The following is a 14,870-nucleotide window of genomic DNA, read 5'->3' as shown; positions in this document are numbered from 1 at the left end:
GCCGGGTCTACGCAGCCAACGCCGTCAACGAGTCCAGGTCGGAGACTTGCTGTGAGATCCGTTTGACCGCAGCCATGGTGTAGTCCCGGGGTTGCAGCTCTGGCTCAAACCGGCTGCCTCCCAGGGTGAACACGCCAAACACCCATCCGTGCATCGTCTGTTGACGGTAGGCAAGCCAGGCCTCGTCGAAGCTGGGTGCGTTCTGCACACCGCCCTCCCGGAGGTGCTCGAGGTACGAGCGGAGCAGATCCTCCTCCCAGTTTCGGCGGTCATCGGTGGTCAGGGCTCCGCCCATCGCATACGAGTAGTCAAGCGCCCAGTTGCCACGAGCCACGCACTGCCAGTCGTAGAGGCCCATGCGTCCGTTCTCGTCGCGCAACCAGTTTCCTAGATGGAGATCCTGGTGAAGGAGGGTGTTTGGGCCGCCTTGGTGCAGCCGCAGCGAGTGCATGAAGGCCCCGTAGACGTCCTGGCGCCGGTCGTACACGGCGGTAGGCACGACGTCGCGTGCACGTTCGAGGCCGACTAGCGTCCGTTTCTCGAAGCCCACCTTGCGATTCATGTTCTCCTGCCACTGAAGTGCGGGACGCAGGAGCTTGAGGTCTGTGTTCATCCGCGGGCTGTCCCAGAGCGCACTGTGATAGACCGCCATCTCGGACACCATGTCTTCGGCGTCAGCGCGGGTCACGGGGTTCTCGAGAGGATTGGGGAAAGTCCAGTCGCGGGTTGTCAGATCTTCGAGTAAGACGAGCGAACGACAAGATTTCGCATCGTATCCGGAGTAGTGGGCTTTCGGGCTCCGAAGCGTGAGACCTGGTCGTGCACGGTTGTAGAACACCGCTTCGCCCTCGGCTATACCGGTGATGCCCAAGAGCATTCGTGACCCGAAGGACGCAGTACTCTTCGAGAAGAGTCTCGTCGGCAGGCCGGCTTCGATACCCGCGGTGTTGTACGCGACGGTCAACGCTCGTCGAACACTGGTGCCGTCGTGGCCTCCTGCAATCGAGACGTCGACCACCTTGGCGCCCGGGACGTTCGAGCACAGCACGGACGAAAGCCATTGCGGTGTAATCGACTCGGCAGATGGTGGCACGGTCCCTGCGTCTACCAGTGCGGGGTTGCGCCCCCACCGTTCCCACGCGACCGCCGTACCGATTCGGGCGGCGGTCGACACCAGGTCCACCTTGTCGCTGATCGTCATTTCACGTACCTCCTGTGGTCGTCGTCGACCACATTCGTCGGGGCGCAACCGTAGCGGCCTGCGACATCCGGGGATGCTTGCCCGCCCGTGGATTGTCGTGAATAATCTAACACGAAATAAAAAAAGGAACTAGAGTCTGATTGCGCCCGGCCATGGACCCCTCAATCGCTAAACTTGCACGCGTGCAAGTAAAGGCTGGATCGCTGAGGGTGGCAGGTGGGCGGTCGCGGTACCGGTTGTGCTCCGAGGTCACCGTGGAGTCGAGACGGTGGTGAGTACTTCGTCCCGGCGTTCGCAGCGCGAACGTGTCGAGGAGTCATCGCGCCGACTCGTCGAAGCCGCCATCGAGCTGATCGCCGAAAAGGGCTTCACCAACACCACTGCCCAGGAGATCGGTATCCGGGCCGGATACAGCCGGGCCATGGTGCACGAACGGTACGGATCGAAGGAGGCGCTGCTCGAAACGATCCTGCAAGACTACGAGCGTCGGATCGACGTGGCGCCGGAGCCGGGAGCCACCGGTCTGCAACGCGTCCTCGCGCCGATTCTCGGCATGCGGGAGTTCGCGGCGCATGACCCACAGTTGTTGCGCGCGATGTTCAGCCTGAATTTCGAAGCGCTGCATGATCGTGACGTCCTGCGCCGGCGAATCCAGGGCTGGCTCGACCGGTTGCAGACGAGGCTTCGAGATGCGGTCGTCGAGGGGCAGGCCGACGGATCCATCGCGAACGGATCCGGGGCCGAAGACATCAGTTCGGAGATCATGGCGACCGGTATCGGCTACGCCTACGCATGGGTGATGGGGCCGGGCGCCATGGACTTTCAATCGACGTTGGCGCGCTGGCATGACCGCGTGGCGACACGGTTGCAGAGCGAATGACCATTCAGCCCGTGAGCGCCTGCACTGCGCTGACCGCGTCAGTGTCGGCGACGATCTGGAAGCAACGCTCCATCAGAACTTGAAGCAATTCCCTGCCGCGGGGATTGAGCGTCTCCCAGGAGATCATCGCGAGCAGCGGAAGGGCCACCTGCGAGACGACCGCAAGCTGGAACTGCTGCCATGCGCGGTCGAAGGGGTAGTGAATTCCCAAGCCCTCCAGGGTATCCACGTATCGTCTGACCAATTCCCGCTCGCGTCCGCCGCGCTCGTCGGGCGTCAAGCCTTGGCCAACGAGGTACGCCACGTCCCACATGCCGCACCCACGACTCGCAAATTGAAAGTCGACGGTGGTGTGCGCCCCCGCTGTGCTGAAGAACAGGTTGTCGGCGCGTAGATCGCCATTCACCAGTGTGGCCGGTTCGGTCAGCGCGCCGAGCAGGACGGGCAGGCTGGACGTGAAATCCCCGATCACCTCCACCAAGCCCTGCGGGGCGGTTGCCCGCCCGACCTTCGCATAGATCGGCCAGCCCCCTGCGCCGCCCACGGCGAACAGGCCGGACATCCGCGGATCGTCGACGCTCAGGAACGCCGGGTTGTTGGTCGCAGGCGGCTTCATGTCCCAGCCCCACGCGTGGAACTGCGCCAACTCGTCCAAGACGGCTTCGACGCGGCCGAAGCTCAGCCCCGCGAGATGGTCGGCGTTCTCCAGCTCGGCGAGGTCCTCCATCACGATGACGAAGTCGTTCGACCGTTGGTCGATCTCGGCGAAGTGTGCCTTTGGGGCATTGAGCGGCGCCGTGGGCGCGACGTCGTTGTAGAAGGCCACTTCTCGCTCGTAGAGGCGAATCGACTGGGCTAGTTCGAGGTAGGTGGGGTAGTCGGTCGGCCACTTGATGATCACCGTTGCCGGCCCGTCACTGTCGAGGTCGAGATGAACTCGGTATAGGAACGACGCGAAGCCAACTCCTTCAGCGATCCTGTCCGCTCGGAACGTCGTGACGCTGGAGCCCGGCGCGATGGCGCCGGATGACTGGAGGACCGTCGTCAGCCAATCGGACGTCAGCTCGGGTGCGGAGCGGGGGAAATGCCGAACAATCGAAGTCATATTAGAAAAGTACTTGTTTACTTGTGCTCGCACAAGTAATACTCGTGACCATGGTTACACTTCCCACGAAGCAGCAGCCGGACCTGGCCGCTAAGAACCGGGCCGCCGAATGAGGATCGCGGGCAGCCGGGCCCTGGTCACCGGCGCCAGCAGGGGGATCGGCGCCGACCTCGCGCTCGGACTGCACCGTGCAGGGGCGGCAGTAGCCTTGGTGGCGCGTCCTTCGGACGAGTTGTTCGCCTTGGCTGACGAACTCGGCGGCAAGGCCTATCCCACCGATCTCACGGACCACGAGGCGGTTGGGGGGCTGCTGGACCGCGTCGAGGTCGACGGCCCCGTCGACGTCCTCGTCAACAACGCCGGCGACGACAAGGTCGGCAGGTTCGACGAAATGGCCTCCGAGACATTGGAGTTCATCTTGAACCTCAACGTCCATGCCGTCGTCGAACTGCAGCGCCAAGCCCTACCCCGGATGATCGAACGGGGCCGCGGCCACGTGGTGAACATATCCTCGTTCGGTGGTGTCATCTGTCCGCCCAATCTCGCGGTCTACGCGGCGACCAAGGCGTTCATCACTCACTTGACGGTCAACCTCGCGGCCGAGTTTCGAGACACCCCAGTCGGTTTCACCAAGGTAGAGATCGGCGAGGTGGCCGACACCGGCTTGATGGAGAAGGGCCGGACCGATCCGATTTTCAGCGCGTTGGTGCAACGGCTGTACCGACTGCACCTCAGCAGGTTGATCACACCGGCCGAAATCACCCGCGCCACGCTGGCCGCGATCGAGGGCGGGCACGCCTCCGTGCGCCTGCCTCGGCGCATCGGTGCCAGTTCGTATCTCGTCGATGCGCCGCGAGCCATGAGCAACCTTTTGGCGCGGGACATTCGGCGCAAGCAAGCAACGTTGGCTGCCCGGTGACCGCATCGAATGTCAGCCCGAAAACGGTCATCGAACGCTACAACTATGAGCTCTGGAACGACCAAAACTACGCCGTCGCCGTGGAAATCATCGGCGAGGAAATCGTCCGCAACACGCCTGGCGGCCGCGTCGTGCAAACGCACGAACAAGCGGTTCAGCGGGTGCGCGACCTGTGTGCAGGAGTCAAGAGGGTGCACTTCACGCTTCTGCGCATCGTCGCCGACGACGAACTCTGCTCAATCGTCTATCAGGCAGACATCGTCAAACAGGACGACACCCAGGATGTCATCGCCTCGATTGAGGTCTACCGCGTTTCCGAGGGCCGCATCGTCGAGGTGTGGAACCCGTGCATTCACGACCACGACCGATGGTCCGAACTGACCGAGGTGACGAACGCGTGACCACGACCGACCATCCCGAGCTGGGCTTCTACGCGCTTGGAGGACAACCGGAGTCACCGCGCGTGATCGTCGACGAGATACGCCATGCCGAAGCGCTGGGCCTAGGTCACGCCTTCATCTCCGAGCGTTTCAACACCAAGGAAGCCTGCACGTTGTCCGGGGCAGCAGCTGCCGTCTCGGAACACATCGGCATCGCCACCGGCGCGACCAATCACAACACCCGCCACCCCATGGTCACCGCGGCCTATGCGTTGACGATGCATGGGATGAGCAACGGCCGCTTCACCCTGGGCCTTGGTCGCGGCGTGCCACCCCTGCAGGATGCGTTCGGTATGCCGCGAATCACCACCGCGCAGATGGAGGACTTCGTCGGCGTCATGCGCCGGCTCTTCCGTGGCGAGACGATCGTGGGGCATGACGGCCCGATCGGAAAGTATCCCGCGCTTCGGCTGGGCCAGGACTACGACGTCGACATCCCCATGGGAATGGTGGCGTTCGCGCCGAACTCGCTGGAGTTGGCCGGCCGCGTGATGGATCAAGTCATTCTGCACACCTTCTTCACCGACGAGACGCTGGCCCGCTGTGTCAAGACCGTGAAGTCGAGTGCCGAACGAGCCGGCCGGAACCCGGACGACGTCAAGGTGTGGTCCTGCCTGGCGACCATCGGTGACCACATCCCCGAGGAAACGCGCCTGCGAAAGCTCGTTGGCCGGCTTGCCACCTACCTGCAAGGCTACGGCGACCTGATGGTGCGAACGAACCGCTGGGATCCTGAAGTCCTGCAGCGCTTCCGAGAGGACGTGGTCGTCAAGAGCTTCAGCGAAGGTGGGTTGCAGGTGATTGACAGCCCGACCACCACCGTCGACCAGCTCGAGCACATTGCGGGGTTGCTTCCACCTGAGTGGACGGCACCCGCGGCGACGGGCAGCCCGCAAAACTGTGTCGCCACCATCGGCGAACAGCTGGCACTCGGTGCGGACGGCGTGATACTCCATGGTGCGACGCCCGCCGAGCTGGAACCGATCGTCGACGCATACCGTGCTCGAACACCGGGTGACCCTGGAGTCCCGTCATGAAGGGCGTGGTATTCGACGAGTGGGTGATCGAATCCGAGACGCTTGATGCGAGCACGCGCATGCAATCCGTCATGGCGGAAACCATGGTGCCCTTCTCGATCGCCACGCAGCCCGTCGGACGGGCCCGCCGATCGCCGTGCATCGTGCGACGCGCGCAGTTCGATGGCCTCTCGATACTCGATTGCGATGTCCCGGACGTGTTTTCGGGCAACACGTACGCACCGCACGGCGCCAAGTCGGACTTGCTGGTCGTCACCTTGGTGACGGCCGGCCGTGAAATCGTCGAACAGGGCGACAGGCAGGCGACGCTGGAACCCGGCGACATGTTCGTCGTCGACTCGGCCCTGCCCGGCACTTGCCACATTCCCAGCCGCATCCACACCGTGACACTGGTCATCCCGAAAACACTGGTGTCGATGCGTGGCCCGCTGCCCGACAAGCTGCCGGCTCAGTCGCCGATCGCACGATTGCTCGGCGACTACATGAGCCTGTTGGTGCGCGAACTTGCGGCGTTGCCCGCTGCGGCGGTGACCGTTGCCGCCAAAGCCACCCTCGAGTTGGTGCAACTGATCACCGCGAGCGACTGCCCGCCGACCGACTCGGCACCGCTGCGGGTCACTCTGTTGCCCCAGGTGCGTCGGTACATCGAGCGGAACCTGCGCGATCCCGAGCTGACGCCATCGAGAATCGCTGAAGCCAATGCGATCTCGTTGCGGACATTGCATGCGATGTTCGCCAACACGGGAGAGTCGGTGAGCGACTATGTCCGCCATCATCGGCTGGAACGTGGTCGCGAAGCGCTCCTGTCTCAGCCCGAAGCCGCCGTCATCGACATCTCGGGCCAGTGGGGCTACAAGAATGCGAGTCACTTCGCCCGGGCGTTCAAGGCCGAGTACGGGATCGCGCCACACGAGCTCCGAGCGCTCGCTACGCCGAGCTGATCCCGCCGTTGACACTGATCGCCTGGCCGGTGATGCGCCGCCCATGTGGGCCCGCGAGGAAGACCATCAGTGCGGCTTGATCGTCGGGTGTGCTGACGCCGAGATGCGCCAGTTCGCGTGCCTTGCCGAAGAGACGGGCGCTGAATGCGTCCGCGAACAGCCGTTCCGCGGTGCCGGTCCCCTCGACGAGTGAGGGGGTCAGTGCGTTGACTCTGACGCCGTTGCGCTTGGCTTCCATGGCCACCGTCTTCGAGAATGTGACGATCGCCGCCATCGCTGCGCCGATGATGGATTCGCCAGGTGTGGGCACCTTCGCAGCGTCGGAGGCGACGTTGATGATGCACCCCGAGTGCTGGGCGCGCATCAGGGGCAGCACGGCTCGCGTCATCAATAGGGGAGGCAGCGTGATGTCCGTGAGGATTCCGAGGAGGGAATCGATCGGATTGTCGTGCAGCAGCATTGGCAGATGCCGGGCTGCCGCGGCGTTGATCAACACGTCGATGTGGTCCAGATGGCGTTGCGCCTCCTTCGCCACCAGCTGCGCGCCTTCGACGTCGGTGACATCGGCGGCGACGAAGTGCACCTTGGCTCGTGAACGCGCGCTCAGCTCGTCGCAGACCACCGCACCCCGTTCGCGGTCGCGCCCGACGAGGACCAGTCGGGGTGCGCCTGCGTCGATGAACGCTCGGGCAGCGGCGCGTCCGATTCCGGATGTGCCACCGACGATTAGCACCCCGAAGTCCGATATGTCCTGGGAGCCTTGAGATTGCGTGGATGCCATATCGGATCAGCCTATAGCCGACCCATTGGTTGAACGCGACGCTTTGGGCACCGTGCACGTATCGGCAAGGCTCGGTGCACGCCCAGACGCGCTTCGAGCCGATCTTCGGGCCTAGGTTCGGACACAGCCCCAGCACCCACCCGAAGGACGGACCGATGGCACGCAGAGATATCGCCGAGACGATCAGCGCTGCAGACAAACTGCTTGAAACCACGGCGAACCCGCGCCATCGAGCGATCTTGGAGAATTATCGCCGCCACGCAATCCTCGAAATATGCGGTGAGTGGGAAGGGATCTTCGCCCCCGACATGATGGTCGAGGAACCCGTCTACTACTTCAACATCACGGGATTCGACGGCGTGGTCGCCGACGGCGCCGATGCCGTGAAGGACATCTACCGGAACCTGGCCGAAACCCAGACGTGCGTGATGTTGGTGGAGAACGAGCAGCTTTGGGTCGATGACTGGGGATTCGCATCCGATTCCAACTTCGTCACCTATCAGCGTGGGCACAACCTGATCGAGAAGGGTTTCGCGGTCGACGACCCGGAGGGCTATTACCGCGAGATCCAACACTTCGTGATGGTCTGGCCGTACGACGAGCGGGCGAGGTTGATCGGCGAGCGCGTCTATGAGGACAAGCCATTGCACCGCATCGAGCACGTCGCACCCGAGGACTTCATCAGTCTCGACGGTGCGCGCGAACGCCTGTTGCCCCTGCTTCGGCCGCTTCCCGAACTCGCCTGGGCGGCAACACGATGACGGCCACCGAACAGCCGGCGGTCGCCTTCGGTGACACGCGCCTCAACGGTCGAGTCGCGTTGGTCACCGGCGCGGCCGGCCATGTCGGATCTGCCCTGATAGGAGCGCTCGCTGCTGCCGGCGCCGACGTCGCGATCGCGTACCACAGTGGCCGAGAGGTCGCGGAACAGCTCGCCGCGGATATTCGGTCGAATGGACGACGAGCAATTGCACTACCCGCGGATCTGCGCGACGGGGGCGCGGCTGAACGGCTCGTCGACGCTGTCGCCGACAACTTCGGGTCGGTCGACATCTTGGTCGCCAATGCGGGCGCGGGAGCGGCGAGGTCGTGCGAGGAAGTCGGTGCCGTCGAGTTCGACGAGGCGATGGCGGTCAATCTGCGTGCTCCGTATCTGATGGCTCGGCGGGCCCTCCCGCTGATGATCGATCGATCCTGGGGCCGCATACTCTTCGTGTCGTCCTTGGCGGCATGGCTGGGTGGACCGTTCGGGCCGGACTATTCGGCAAGCAAGGCCGCTTTGCACGGCCTCACGCATTACTTCGCGGGAGCGGCGGCCCGGCATGGGGTGACTGTGAATACGCTCGCCCCGGCGCTGGTTGGCGAACACAGCCTGGCGATGATGGATGAGGATTCGGCACGCGCCTACACCGCCACGATTCCTGTCGGCCGCATCGGAAACACCGATGAGTTGGCCGCCTTCGCCGTAGCGATGCTCGAGAACGGCTATCTCACCAACAAGGTGCTGACGGTCGATGGCGGTTTGCTTCCGCGTTGACTCGCCGCCATTAGCTATTGCGTCAGACGAATTCTCGATTGGAAGGCCCAGGTTTCATGAGTAAATTCTTCGGCGGTATCCGCCAGAACGGCTACGTCGTCACCGATCTCGACGCCGCCATCCGACACTGGACCACGGTTGTTGGCGTCGGGCCGTTTTATCGGCTCGATCACGTTCCGCTGGACTACTTCACCTACCACGGTGAGCCGTCGGCACCTGACCTGAACATCGCGCTCGCGAACCTTGGCGACGTGCAGATCGAACTCATACAACAGCTCAACGACGCGCCTTCGCCGTGGCGGAACTTCAGCCTCGCGAAGGGCGCAGGCCTGCACCACGTGTCGGGCTGGACGCAGACCTACGATGGCGACCTGAAGAGGCTCGACGAGCTGGGTTTGATTCCCACTTGTGAGGGCTCGATCGCGGGTGCGGCCCGCTTCGCGTACTTCCTGGCGGACAACGTCGACGGCACGGCGATCGAGGTCGCTGACCTCACCTCGCCGGAGTTCACCCAACTTTTCGAGCACATCCGGCGGTCCGCGGTTTCGTGGGACGGTAGCGACCCCGTTTGCGACCTCTTTGCCACTCTCGCCGGGGTACAGGCCTCATGAGCGTTGCCGCACATCCACTACCGACCAGCCTGAACCAACGGAGGACCTCGATATGAAACTCGACATCGGACTCAATGCGGCTGCCCATGACCGGTTGTTGGAGACGCTGGACAACCCAAGACACCGTCGAATAGTGGCGAACTATCGCCGGCATGCGCTGCTCGAGGTGGCCGGCGAATGGGAGCCAATCTTCGCACCCGACATGACGATCGAAGAGCCGGTGTACATCCTCGAATTCGGGGCGACGGGTGGTCAGATCATTCGTGGCGCGCAGGTTCACGAGATGTATCGCCAGATGAGGGCGGTGGGCGCGAACGTCATCGCGGTCACCGACGAGCAGATCGCAGTTAACGATTCAGGTTTCGGGCAAGAGGCATACTTCCATCAGTTTCTCCGTGGCGAGGTCTTGCGGGCGATGGGCGACGACGTCGACGAGCTGGATGCCTGGTATCGGAAGACCACGATGGTGGCGAGCTTCTGGCCGTACGACGAGCGGGCACGACTCATCGGGGAGCACGGGGGCGCGATCGGCCCCGTCGAGATCACGCAGATCCCCGAGAGTGAAGTCATCACCCAGGCGGAGGCCCGTGAGACGCTGCTACCGATCGTCAATCCGTTGCCTGCCTACGAACCCGTGCTGATCTGATCTGGAACCGATCCTGGCGGCCTACTAGACAGTGACCGAACCCATAATGCGAGCGCCCTAAAAGGGCGGCGGTTCCTCGTCGATGGCTCGTTGGTTGCGCTGTCGTTCCGCGTGCAGTCGTTGGCGGCGAATCTGCGCGCGGCTGTATTTGCGGGTGGGCATGGTCAGGCCGCGGTCCGGGGAGGTGGTCGCCGGTGGTGTGCGGGTGCCGGCCGGTAGCGGTGTGGTGGTGTCCCATCGTGGGAAGTGCAGTCTGCTGCCCGGTGGTCGGGTGTAGCGGTGTCCGGTGGGGCTGATCCACACGATGGTGCCGTCGGAGAGCTGTTGGTCGGTCCAACCCCCGGGGCCGATCCAGAATGTCTTGAGCAAGTGGTGTTTTCGGCATAGACATTTGATGTTGCCGGGGTGTGTCAGGCCGCCCGGGCCGTAGGGTGTGCTGTGGTCGAGGTCGCAGCGTTCGGCCGCCCGGCCACAATTCGGGAAGCAGCACGTGAGGTCTCGGTTGCGCACGAAGCGCGCCAGCATGGCCGACGGTCGGTAGTGCGGTTCGGTGCACAGTTCGGCGGCGTTCGGTACCGGGCGCACGGGTGCGCCGAGCCGAATGAGGTCGGCCAGCAGCGGGGTGGGCACGATTCCGCAGCCGGCGATTACCGCCAACCCCGGAGTGGTGGTGCGGTTTTCGGGCGCAGGTGGGTGCTTTGCCGTGGAGGTAGCGGAGGGTTCGACGTCGGGTTCCGGCTCGGCGGGACCCGGTTCGGGGTCTGGATCTGTGTCTGGTGTCGGTCCAGCGTCCGGCCCACGGTCGGGATCTGAGTTCGGCTCGGGGTCGGGTGGTGGTCCCGCGTCCGGAAGTGTGTCGGTGAGGATGTGAATGACGATGGCGTCGGCGCGGGCATCGGGTCCCGGTGCGGTGCAGTCGGTGCGCCCACACGTGCAGGGCAGACGGGCGTCCTCGGCGCCGCGCAGGCCGAGGGCGCTGATTACCCCGAGTGCGGCGGAGCGGCGTTCACCCATGGTGCGGGGGTCGTGGGGGCAGGGGTTGGCGGCGAGTTGGGTGACGCGTCGTTTCACGAGTTCGGCGTCGGCAACGGTCAACCTGCCCCATATGGAGGTGGTGCCGGTGGTGTCATCGACGTCGCCGAACTTCACGTCGCAGCTCTTGGCGGCGGTGTGGAATCGCAGGACCGCGGCGGGGTCGTGGACGAGGATGGCGGCGTCGATCGCGTTCTCGAGTTTGGTCACCGATAGCGGGCCGAACGATGCTGCGGTGGCGGCGAGGTCGGCATCCACCGCCGCCATGATGTCGGGGTCCTCGATCAGTCGGGTGCGCCAGCTGATGGTGTGGGCTAGTTTCTCGGCGAGGGCGCCGTCGGCGAGGAGTTTGGCGACCATCGGCAGCCGGTGGCGTAGGGCGTGGGCCTGGAGCATGTGGGTGGAGGCGGTGCGCTGACTGATTCCGCTTGCCGCGGCGATTTCGGCGGCCGCGCTGTCCCAGCCATCACACGCCCACAACTCGCGCTCCACGGCTTGCTCGGAGGCGCAGCGCCGCGCGGTGAGTTCGGCGATGGCGGCCATCCGGTGATGGGCCACGGTGGCCGCGGCGCGGGTCCAGCCGGTGATGGTATCGACCAACGCCGCGTCGCCGACGTGCGATAGGTCATCGCCCCGGGGCAGTTCCTCCAACACGCTTCCAATCGTGCTGAGGAACCCAGACATTCATGCTCCCGGAACCAGACAACAGTCGGGCCAGTAGCCGAGCGCTGTGGATGAATTCGCGACTGTGGACAACCCGCCCGGAGAGCGTTCAGACGCCACGAAACTGTCGGTCCCCCATGCTAGGAGTCCGCCGGCGTTACAGCGAGCGCAGTGCCTCGTAGCTGTCGTTGGCGATGATCTGCTCTGCGGCACGGCGTGCCATCGCGCCGAACATGGCATCGCCGCGCTCGGTGGTCTGCACACTCATCGACACCGGAATCGTCAATACCAAGCCAAACAAGGCATGTGCCCGGTACTCGCGCCAACAGTCCTCGAACGAATAGTTCTGCACACCGTACGAGAGCAGTCTGTCGTGGTACTCGGTGACGAGGTCACGTTCGTGGACGGCTCGATCGGCTTCGGTCATGGAGTTGCCCAGGAAGTACGACACGTCGATGACACCGGGAGCCGTGGCCACACTCTGCCAGTCGACCACGGCCACCGGAACCGCACCTCCGCACGCGTCGAAGAGCAGATTGTCGAGCCTGAAGTCCCCATGCCACAACGTCCGATGGTTGCGCAGCGTCTCCAGCCACGTACCGACGTCGGCGGCCAGGCGGGTTACCGCGGAGACGTGCCCGGCGTCGAGATATCCGCCGAACCGGTCCAACCACGGTGCTGTGACTTCGGGGATGGCTGCGCCGAGCATGCCCCAGACCGGTTCGGCCGGCAGCCAGTCCTCCGCGAGGTAGCGCTGATGCCAGGAACTGCCGTGTAGCGCCGCAGCCTCCGCGAGGGCCAGTGCCGCCTCGTCCGGGCTGCAGCCGCCGAGCTGCTCGAGTGTCGTAGCCGGGCCCAAGTCCTCCAGCACGACAACGAAACTCACGCCGTCTTCAGCGATGTCGGCGTAGAAGCAGTCCGGGGTGCGCGTAGCGACGCGATCGGCCAGCCGCTGATAGAACGACACCTCCCGCCGATACGCAGCTGTGGCGGCCGCCATTTGACGACTCGCCTCGTCGGTGCTGGCGACCTTCGCGACGACGGTGTCCGGGGCATCGCCGGAGGGAGTGGCGTAGCGGAGTTCGAGACGGTAACTGGCGGCCATTTGGCCGGTGCCGATCGGGGAGATCGTCAGGTCCTCAACGATGGCTTCCGGGAAGCGGCCCGAGGCCTGCAGCATCGACGTGACGCTTTGCGCGGTGATGGACTCTGCGGTGTAGGCGGTGAGCAGCACGGGCGTCCTCCTAGGTTGGGCGACCGTAGCAGCAGCCACCGACGACCGTCAACGCCGAGTGTGATCGTTTCTACTATCCATTCACTTCGGTGTAGGCCATTAGATCAAGCCTACAAGCCAACTACCGGGGCGCGTGACACTAGTTTTTAATCTGCATTCGACTATGCTGGACGCAATGTCCCTTCGAAACCGGCAGGGGAGGAGAACGCGATGACAACGGCGCCGGCTAGTGCATCCATCCTCAGGCGTGCCCACCGACCTTCCGACGACAGCGCGGAACTCGTCGACCTCACCGTCGGGGCATTACTGGCGCGACGGGCCGACACCCATGCCGAGCGACCCGCGATCGTCGGCGTTCGGCACGACGGTACGGCGGCACGCCTGACCTATGCACAGCTCCACGACGAGGCCGCCCGCGTCGCCACGGCGCTCTGCGCCCTCGCCGCACGGGGCAGCTACGTCGCCATTTGGGCGCCGAACGTGGTGGAGTGGCCGATCATTCAGTACGGCGCGGCGTTGGCGGGGATGGTGCTGGTAGCCCTCAATCCCGCGTTGCGGGAGGAAGAGCTCAAGTACGCGCTGACTCATTCGGGCGCAACAGTTCTCATCCATGCGGATGTCAGCAGGGACTACCAGCTGGCATCGGTCGTCGAGGCGCTGAGGCCACGGCTTCCACACCTGAGGTACATATCCCTTTCCGACCGGACGCACTGGCAGGCCGCCGACGCGAGCCCCACCGTTCTGCGAGCCGCACCCACCGACCCCGACGAAGCGGTCATGCTCCAATACACCTCCGGAACCACGGGCAGGCCCAAGGGCGTGCTGCTCAAGCACCGGTCCCTGGTCAACGTGGCAAAGCTAACGTTGGAGGCAGTCGAGGTCGAGGACGGCTCGGTATGTCTCAACCCGCTGCCGATGTTTCACACCGCGGGCTGCGTGATCGCCACACTGGGCCCGCTGTGGATCGGCGGGACTGTTGTTCTGGTGCAACGGTTCCGGCCCGTGCCGGTGCTCGAGGCGCTACGCCGCGAGCATGTGTCCGTGCTGTTCTACGTCCCCGCGATCCTCGGTGCGCTGCTGAAGTGTCAGCACGCCGCGTCCACGCCGGCGCCGACGTTGAAGGTCATCATGGGCGGCGCCTCCAACGTGCCGGCCAGCATGATCGAGGCGGCCGAAGCGGTGTTCGGAGCGTCGGTGATCAACCTCTTCGGGCAGACCGAACTCGGGCCAGTGCTCTCTGCGACCAGGCCGTCCGACTCGCGCGAGGATCAGCTGACGACCGTCGGACGGCCTCTACCGCGAGTCGAGTGCAAGGTCGTCGACCCCAATACGAACGAGACGTTGGCCGTTGGCGAGCCCGGTGAGATCTGCGCGCGCGGATACCAGCAGTTCCTCGGCTATCTGAACGATCCCGAGGCGACGGCCAGGGCGGTGGACGCCGATGGATTCGTGCACAGCGGGGATCTCGGGATGCTGGACGCCCGCGGCTATCTCAGCGTCACCGGTCGGTTGAAGGAACTGATCATCAGGGGTGGCGAGAACATCTCCCCAGTCGAAATCGAAGGCGTGCTCCTCGGTCACGATGCCGTCGCGGAGGCGGCAGTCGTCGGGCTACCCGATGAGCGGTGGGGCGAGATCGTGGGTGCGGTCATCCGCCTGGCCGATGGCAGCGCCGATCTAACCAAGACCGCGATCAGCGACTACGCTGCGACCCGGCTCGCTCCCTTCAAGCTTCCGGCGCGATGGTTCGTCGCCGATGAAATGCCCGTCACGCCAACGGGCAAGGTGCGCAGGTTCGAGCTGCGCGACGCCATCATCCGCGGGCAACTGAGGGAGCTCTGAA

The 14,870-nt window shown here is 64.5% G+C and carries 15 protein-coding genes; 10 read left to right on the top strand and 5 right to left on the bottom strand.

Annotation, left to right across the window (positions count from 1 at the left end; genetic code table 11):
• Positions 1-7 precede the first annotated feature (7 nt).
• Complete coding sequence (locus N536_RS0115045) at positions 8-1,201, bottom strand: phosphotransferase (RefSeq protein ID WP_029114362.1); 1,194 nt, start codon at positions 1,199-1,201, stop codon at positions 8-10.
• Between the two features lie 271 nt (positions 1,202-1,472).
• Between N536_RS0115045 and N536_RS0115040 the strand changes: the two genes are divergently transcribed.
• Positions 1,473-2,081, top strand: coding sequence for a TetR/AcrR family transcriptional regulator (locus N536_RS0115040; protein WP_064751554.1), 609 nt, complete (start codon positions 1,473-1,475; stop codon positions 2,079-2,081).
• 4 nt (positions 2,082-2,085) lie between these two features.
• On the opposite strand, the gene N536_RS0115035 is transcribed toward N536_RS0115040, so the two are convergent.
• On the bottom strand, positions 2,086-3,186 hold the full coding sequence (locus N536_RS0115035; RefSeq protein ID WP_051574509.1) for a phosphotransferase: 1,101 nt from the start codon (positions 3,184-3,186) through the stop codon (positions 2,086-2,088).
• A gap of 109 nt (positions 3,187-3,295) precedes the next feature.
• Here N536_RS0115035 and N536_RS0115030 point away from each other — a divergent pair, with 109 nt between their 5' ends.
• The 4 genes from N536_RS0115030 to N536_RS0115015 are packed head-to-tail and all read left to right on the top strand — an operon-like array spanning position 3,296 to position 6,523.
• On the top strand, positions 3,296-4,105 hold the full coding sequence (locus N536_RS0115030; RefSeq protein WP_029114359.1) for an SDR family oxidoreductase: 810 nt from the start codon (positions 3,296-3,298) through the stop codon (positions 4,103-4,105).
• A complete protein-coding gene (locus tag N536_RS38505) occupies positions 4,102-4,506 on the top strand; it encodes a nuclear transport factor 2 family protein (protein ID WP_051574508.1) in 405 nt (134 codons plus the stop codon). The genes N536_RS0115030 and N536_RS38505 overlap by 4 nt, the downstream gene beginning before the upstream one ends.
• A complete protein-coding gene (locus N536_RS0115020; protein ID WP_029114358.1) occupies positions 4,503-5,582 on the top strand; it encodes a TIGR03857 family LLM class F420-dependent oxidoreductase in 1,080 nt (359 codons plus the stop codon). The genes N536_RS38505 and N536_RS0115020 overlap by 4 nt, the downstream gene beginning before the upstream one ends.
• A complete protein-coding gene (locus N536_RS0115015) occupies positions 5,579-6,523 on the top strand; it encodes a helix-turn-helix domain-containing protein (RefSeq protein ID WP_029114357.1) in 945 nt (314 codons plus the stop codon). Before N536_RS0115020 ends, N536_RS0115015 begins: the two co-directional genes overlap by 4 nt.
• Here the strand turns inward: N536_RS0115015 and N536_RS0115010 are convergent.
• On the bottom strand, positions 6,510-7,304 hold the full coding sequence (locus N536_RS0115010) for an SDR family NAD(P)-dependent oxidoreductase (RefSeq protein WP_029114356.1): 795 nt from the start codon (positions 7,302-7,304) through the stop codon (positions 6,510-6,512). The two genes, N536_RS0115015 and N536_RS0115010, sit on opposite strands and share 14 nt — an antisense overlap.
• A gap of 155 nt (positions 7,305-7,459) precedes the next feature.
• Here N536_RS0115010 and N536_RS0115005 point away from each other — a divergent pair, with 155 nt between their 5' ends.
• The 4 genes from N536_RS0115005 to N536_RS0114990 are packed head-to-tail and all read left to right on the top strand — an operon-like array spanning position 7,460 to position 10,098.
• A complete protein-coding gene (locus N536_RS0115005) occupies positions 7,460-8,065 on the top strand; it encodes a hypothetical protein (protein ID WP_029114355.1) in 606 nt (201 codons plus the stop codon).
• Positions 8,062-8,841 (top strand): SDR family NAD(P)-dependent oxidoreductase, encoded by a 780-nt coding sequence (locus N536_RS0115000; protein ID WP_051574506.1) that lies wholly within the window; start codon positions 8,062-8,064, stop codon positions 8,839-8,841. Before N536_RS0115005 ends, N536_RS0115000 begins: the two co-directional genes overlap by 4 nt.
• 56 nt (positions 8,842-8,897) lie before the next feature.
• A complete protein-coding gene (locus N536_RS0114995) occupies positions 8,898-9,452 on the top strand; it encodes a VOC family protein (RefSeq protein WP_029114353.1) in 555 nt (184 codons plus the stop codon).
• A 52-nt stretch (positions 9,453-9,504) separates the two neighbouring features.
• Positions 9,505-10,098 carry a hypothetical protein gene (locus N536_RS0114990; protein WP_064751550.1) on the top strand — a complete coding sequence of 198 codons (594 nt, stop codon included), beginning with the start codon at positions 9,505-9,507 and terminating at the stop codon, positions 10,096-10,098.
• 57 nt (positions 10,099-10,155) lie between these two features.
• Here the strand turns inward: N536_RS0114990 and N536_RS0114985 are convergent, their stop codons facing one another.
• Positions 10,156-11,784 (bottom strand): HNH endonuclease signature motif containing protein, encoded by a 1,629-nt coding sequence (locus tag N536_RS0114985; protein ID WP_231514531.1) that lies wholly within the window; start codon positions 11,782-11,784, stop codon positions 10,156-10,158.
• A gap of 166 nt (positions 11,785-11,950) precedes the next feature.
• Positions 11,951-13,027, bottom strand: coding sequence for an oxidoreductase family protein (locus tag N536_RS0114980; RefSeq protein WP_029114350.1), 1,077 nt, complete (start codon positions 13,025-13,027; stop codon positions 11,951-11,953).
• A gap of 210 nt (positions 13,028-13,237) precedes the next feature.
• Between N536_RS0114980 and N536_RS0114975 the strand changes: the two genes are divergently transcribed.
• A complete protein-coding gene (locus tag N536_RS0114975; RefSeq protein ID WP_036436440.1) occupies positions 13,238-14,869 on the top strand; it encodes a class I adenylate-forming enzyme family protein in 1,632 nt (543 codons plus the stop codon).
• Position 14,870: the final 1 nt, after the last annotated feature.

Source organism: Mycobacterium sp. URHB0044 (genome assembly GCF_000620625.1).
Lineage (GTDB): Bacteria > Actinomycetota > Actinomycetes > Mycobacteriales > Mycobacteriaceae > Mycobacterium.
Note: the sequence above shows the minus strand (reverse complement) of the source record. Positions and strands in the feature narration are given on the sequence as shown.

Bases quoted from the DNA above. Each gene is read 5' to 3' on its own strand.
- N536_RS0115045 (WP_029114362.1), bottom strand. From the start codon at position 1,201: ATGACGATCAGCGACAAGGTGGACCTGGTGTCGACCGCCGCCCGAATC.
- N536_RS0115035 (WP_051574509.1), bottom strand. From the start codon at position 3,186: ATGACTTCGATTGTTCGGCATTTCCCCCGCTCCGCACCCGAGCTGACG.
- N536_RS0115030 (WP_029114359.1), top strand. From the start codon at position 3,296: ATGAGGATCGCGGGCAGCCGGGCCCTGGTCACCGGCGCCAGCAGGGGG.
- N536_RS0115015 (WP_029114357.1), top strand. From the start codon at position 5,579: ATGAAGGGCGTGGTATTCGACGAGTGGGTGATCGAATCCGAGACGCTT.
- N536_RS0115010 (WP_029114356.1), bottom strand. From the start codon at position 7,304: ATGGCATCCACGCAATCTCAAGGCTCCCAGGACATATCGGACTTCGGG.
- N536_RS0115005 (WP_029114355.1), top strand. From the start codon at position 7,460: ATGGCACGCAGAGATATCGCCGAGACGATCAGCGCTGCAGACAAACTG.
- N536_RS0115000 (WP_051574506.1), top strand. From the start codon at position 8,062: ATGACGGCCACCGAACAGCCGGCGGTCGCCTTCGGTGACACGCGCCTC.
- N536_RS0114995 (WP_029114353.1), top strand. From the start codon at position 8,898: ATGAGTAAATTCTTCGGCGGTATCCGCCAGAACGGCTACGTCGTCACC.
- N536_RS0114990 (WP_064751550.1), top strand. From the start codon at position 9,505: ATGAAACTCGACATCGGACTCAATGCGGCTGCCCATGACCGGTTGTTG.
- N536_RS0114975 (WP_036436440.1), top strand. From the start codon at position 13,238: ATGACAACGGCGCCGGCTAGTGCATCCATCCTCAGGCGTGCCCACCGA.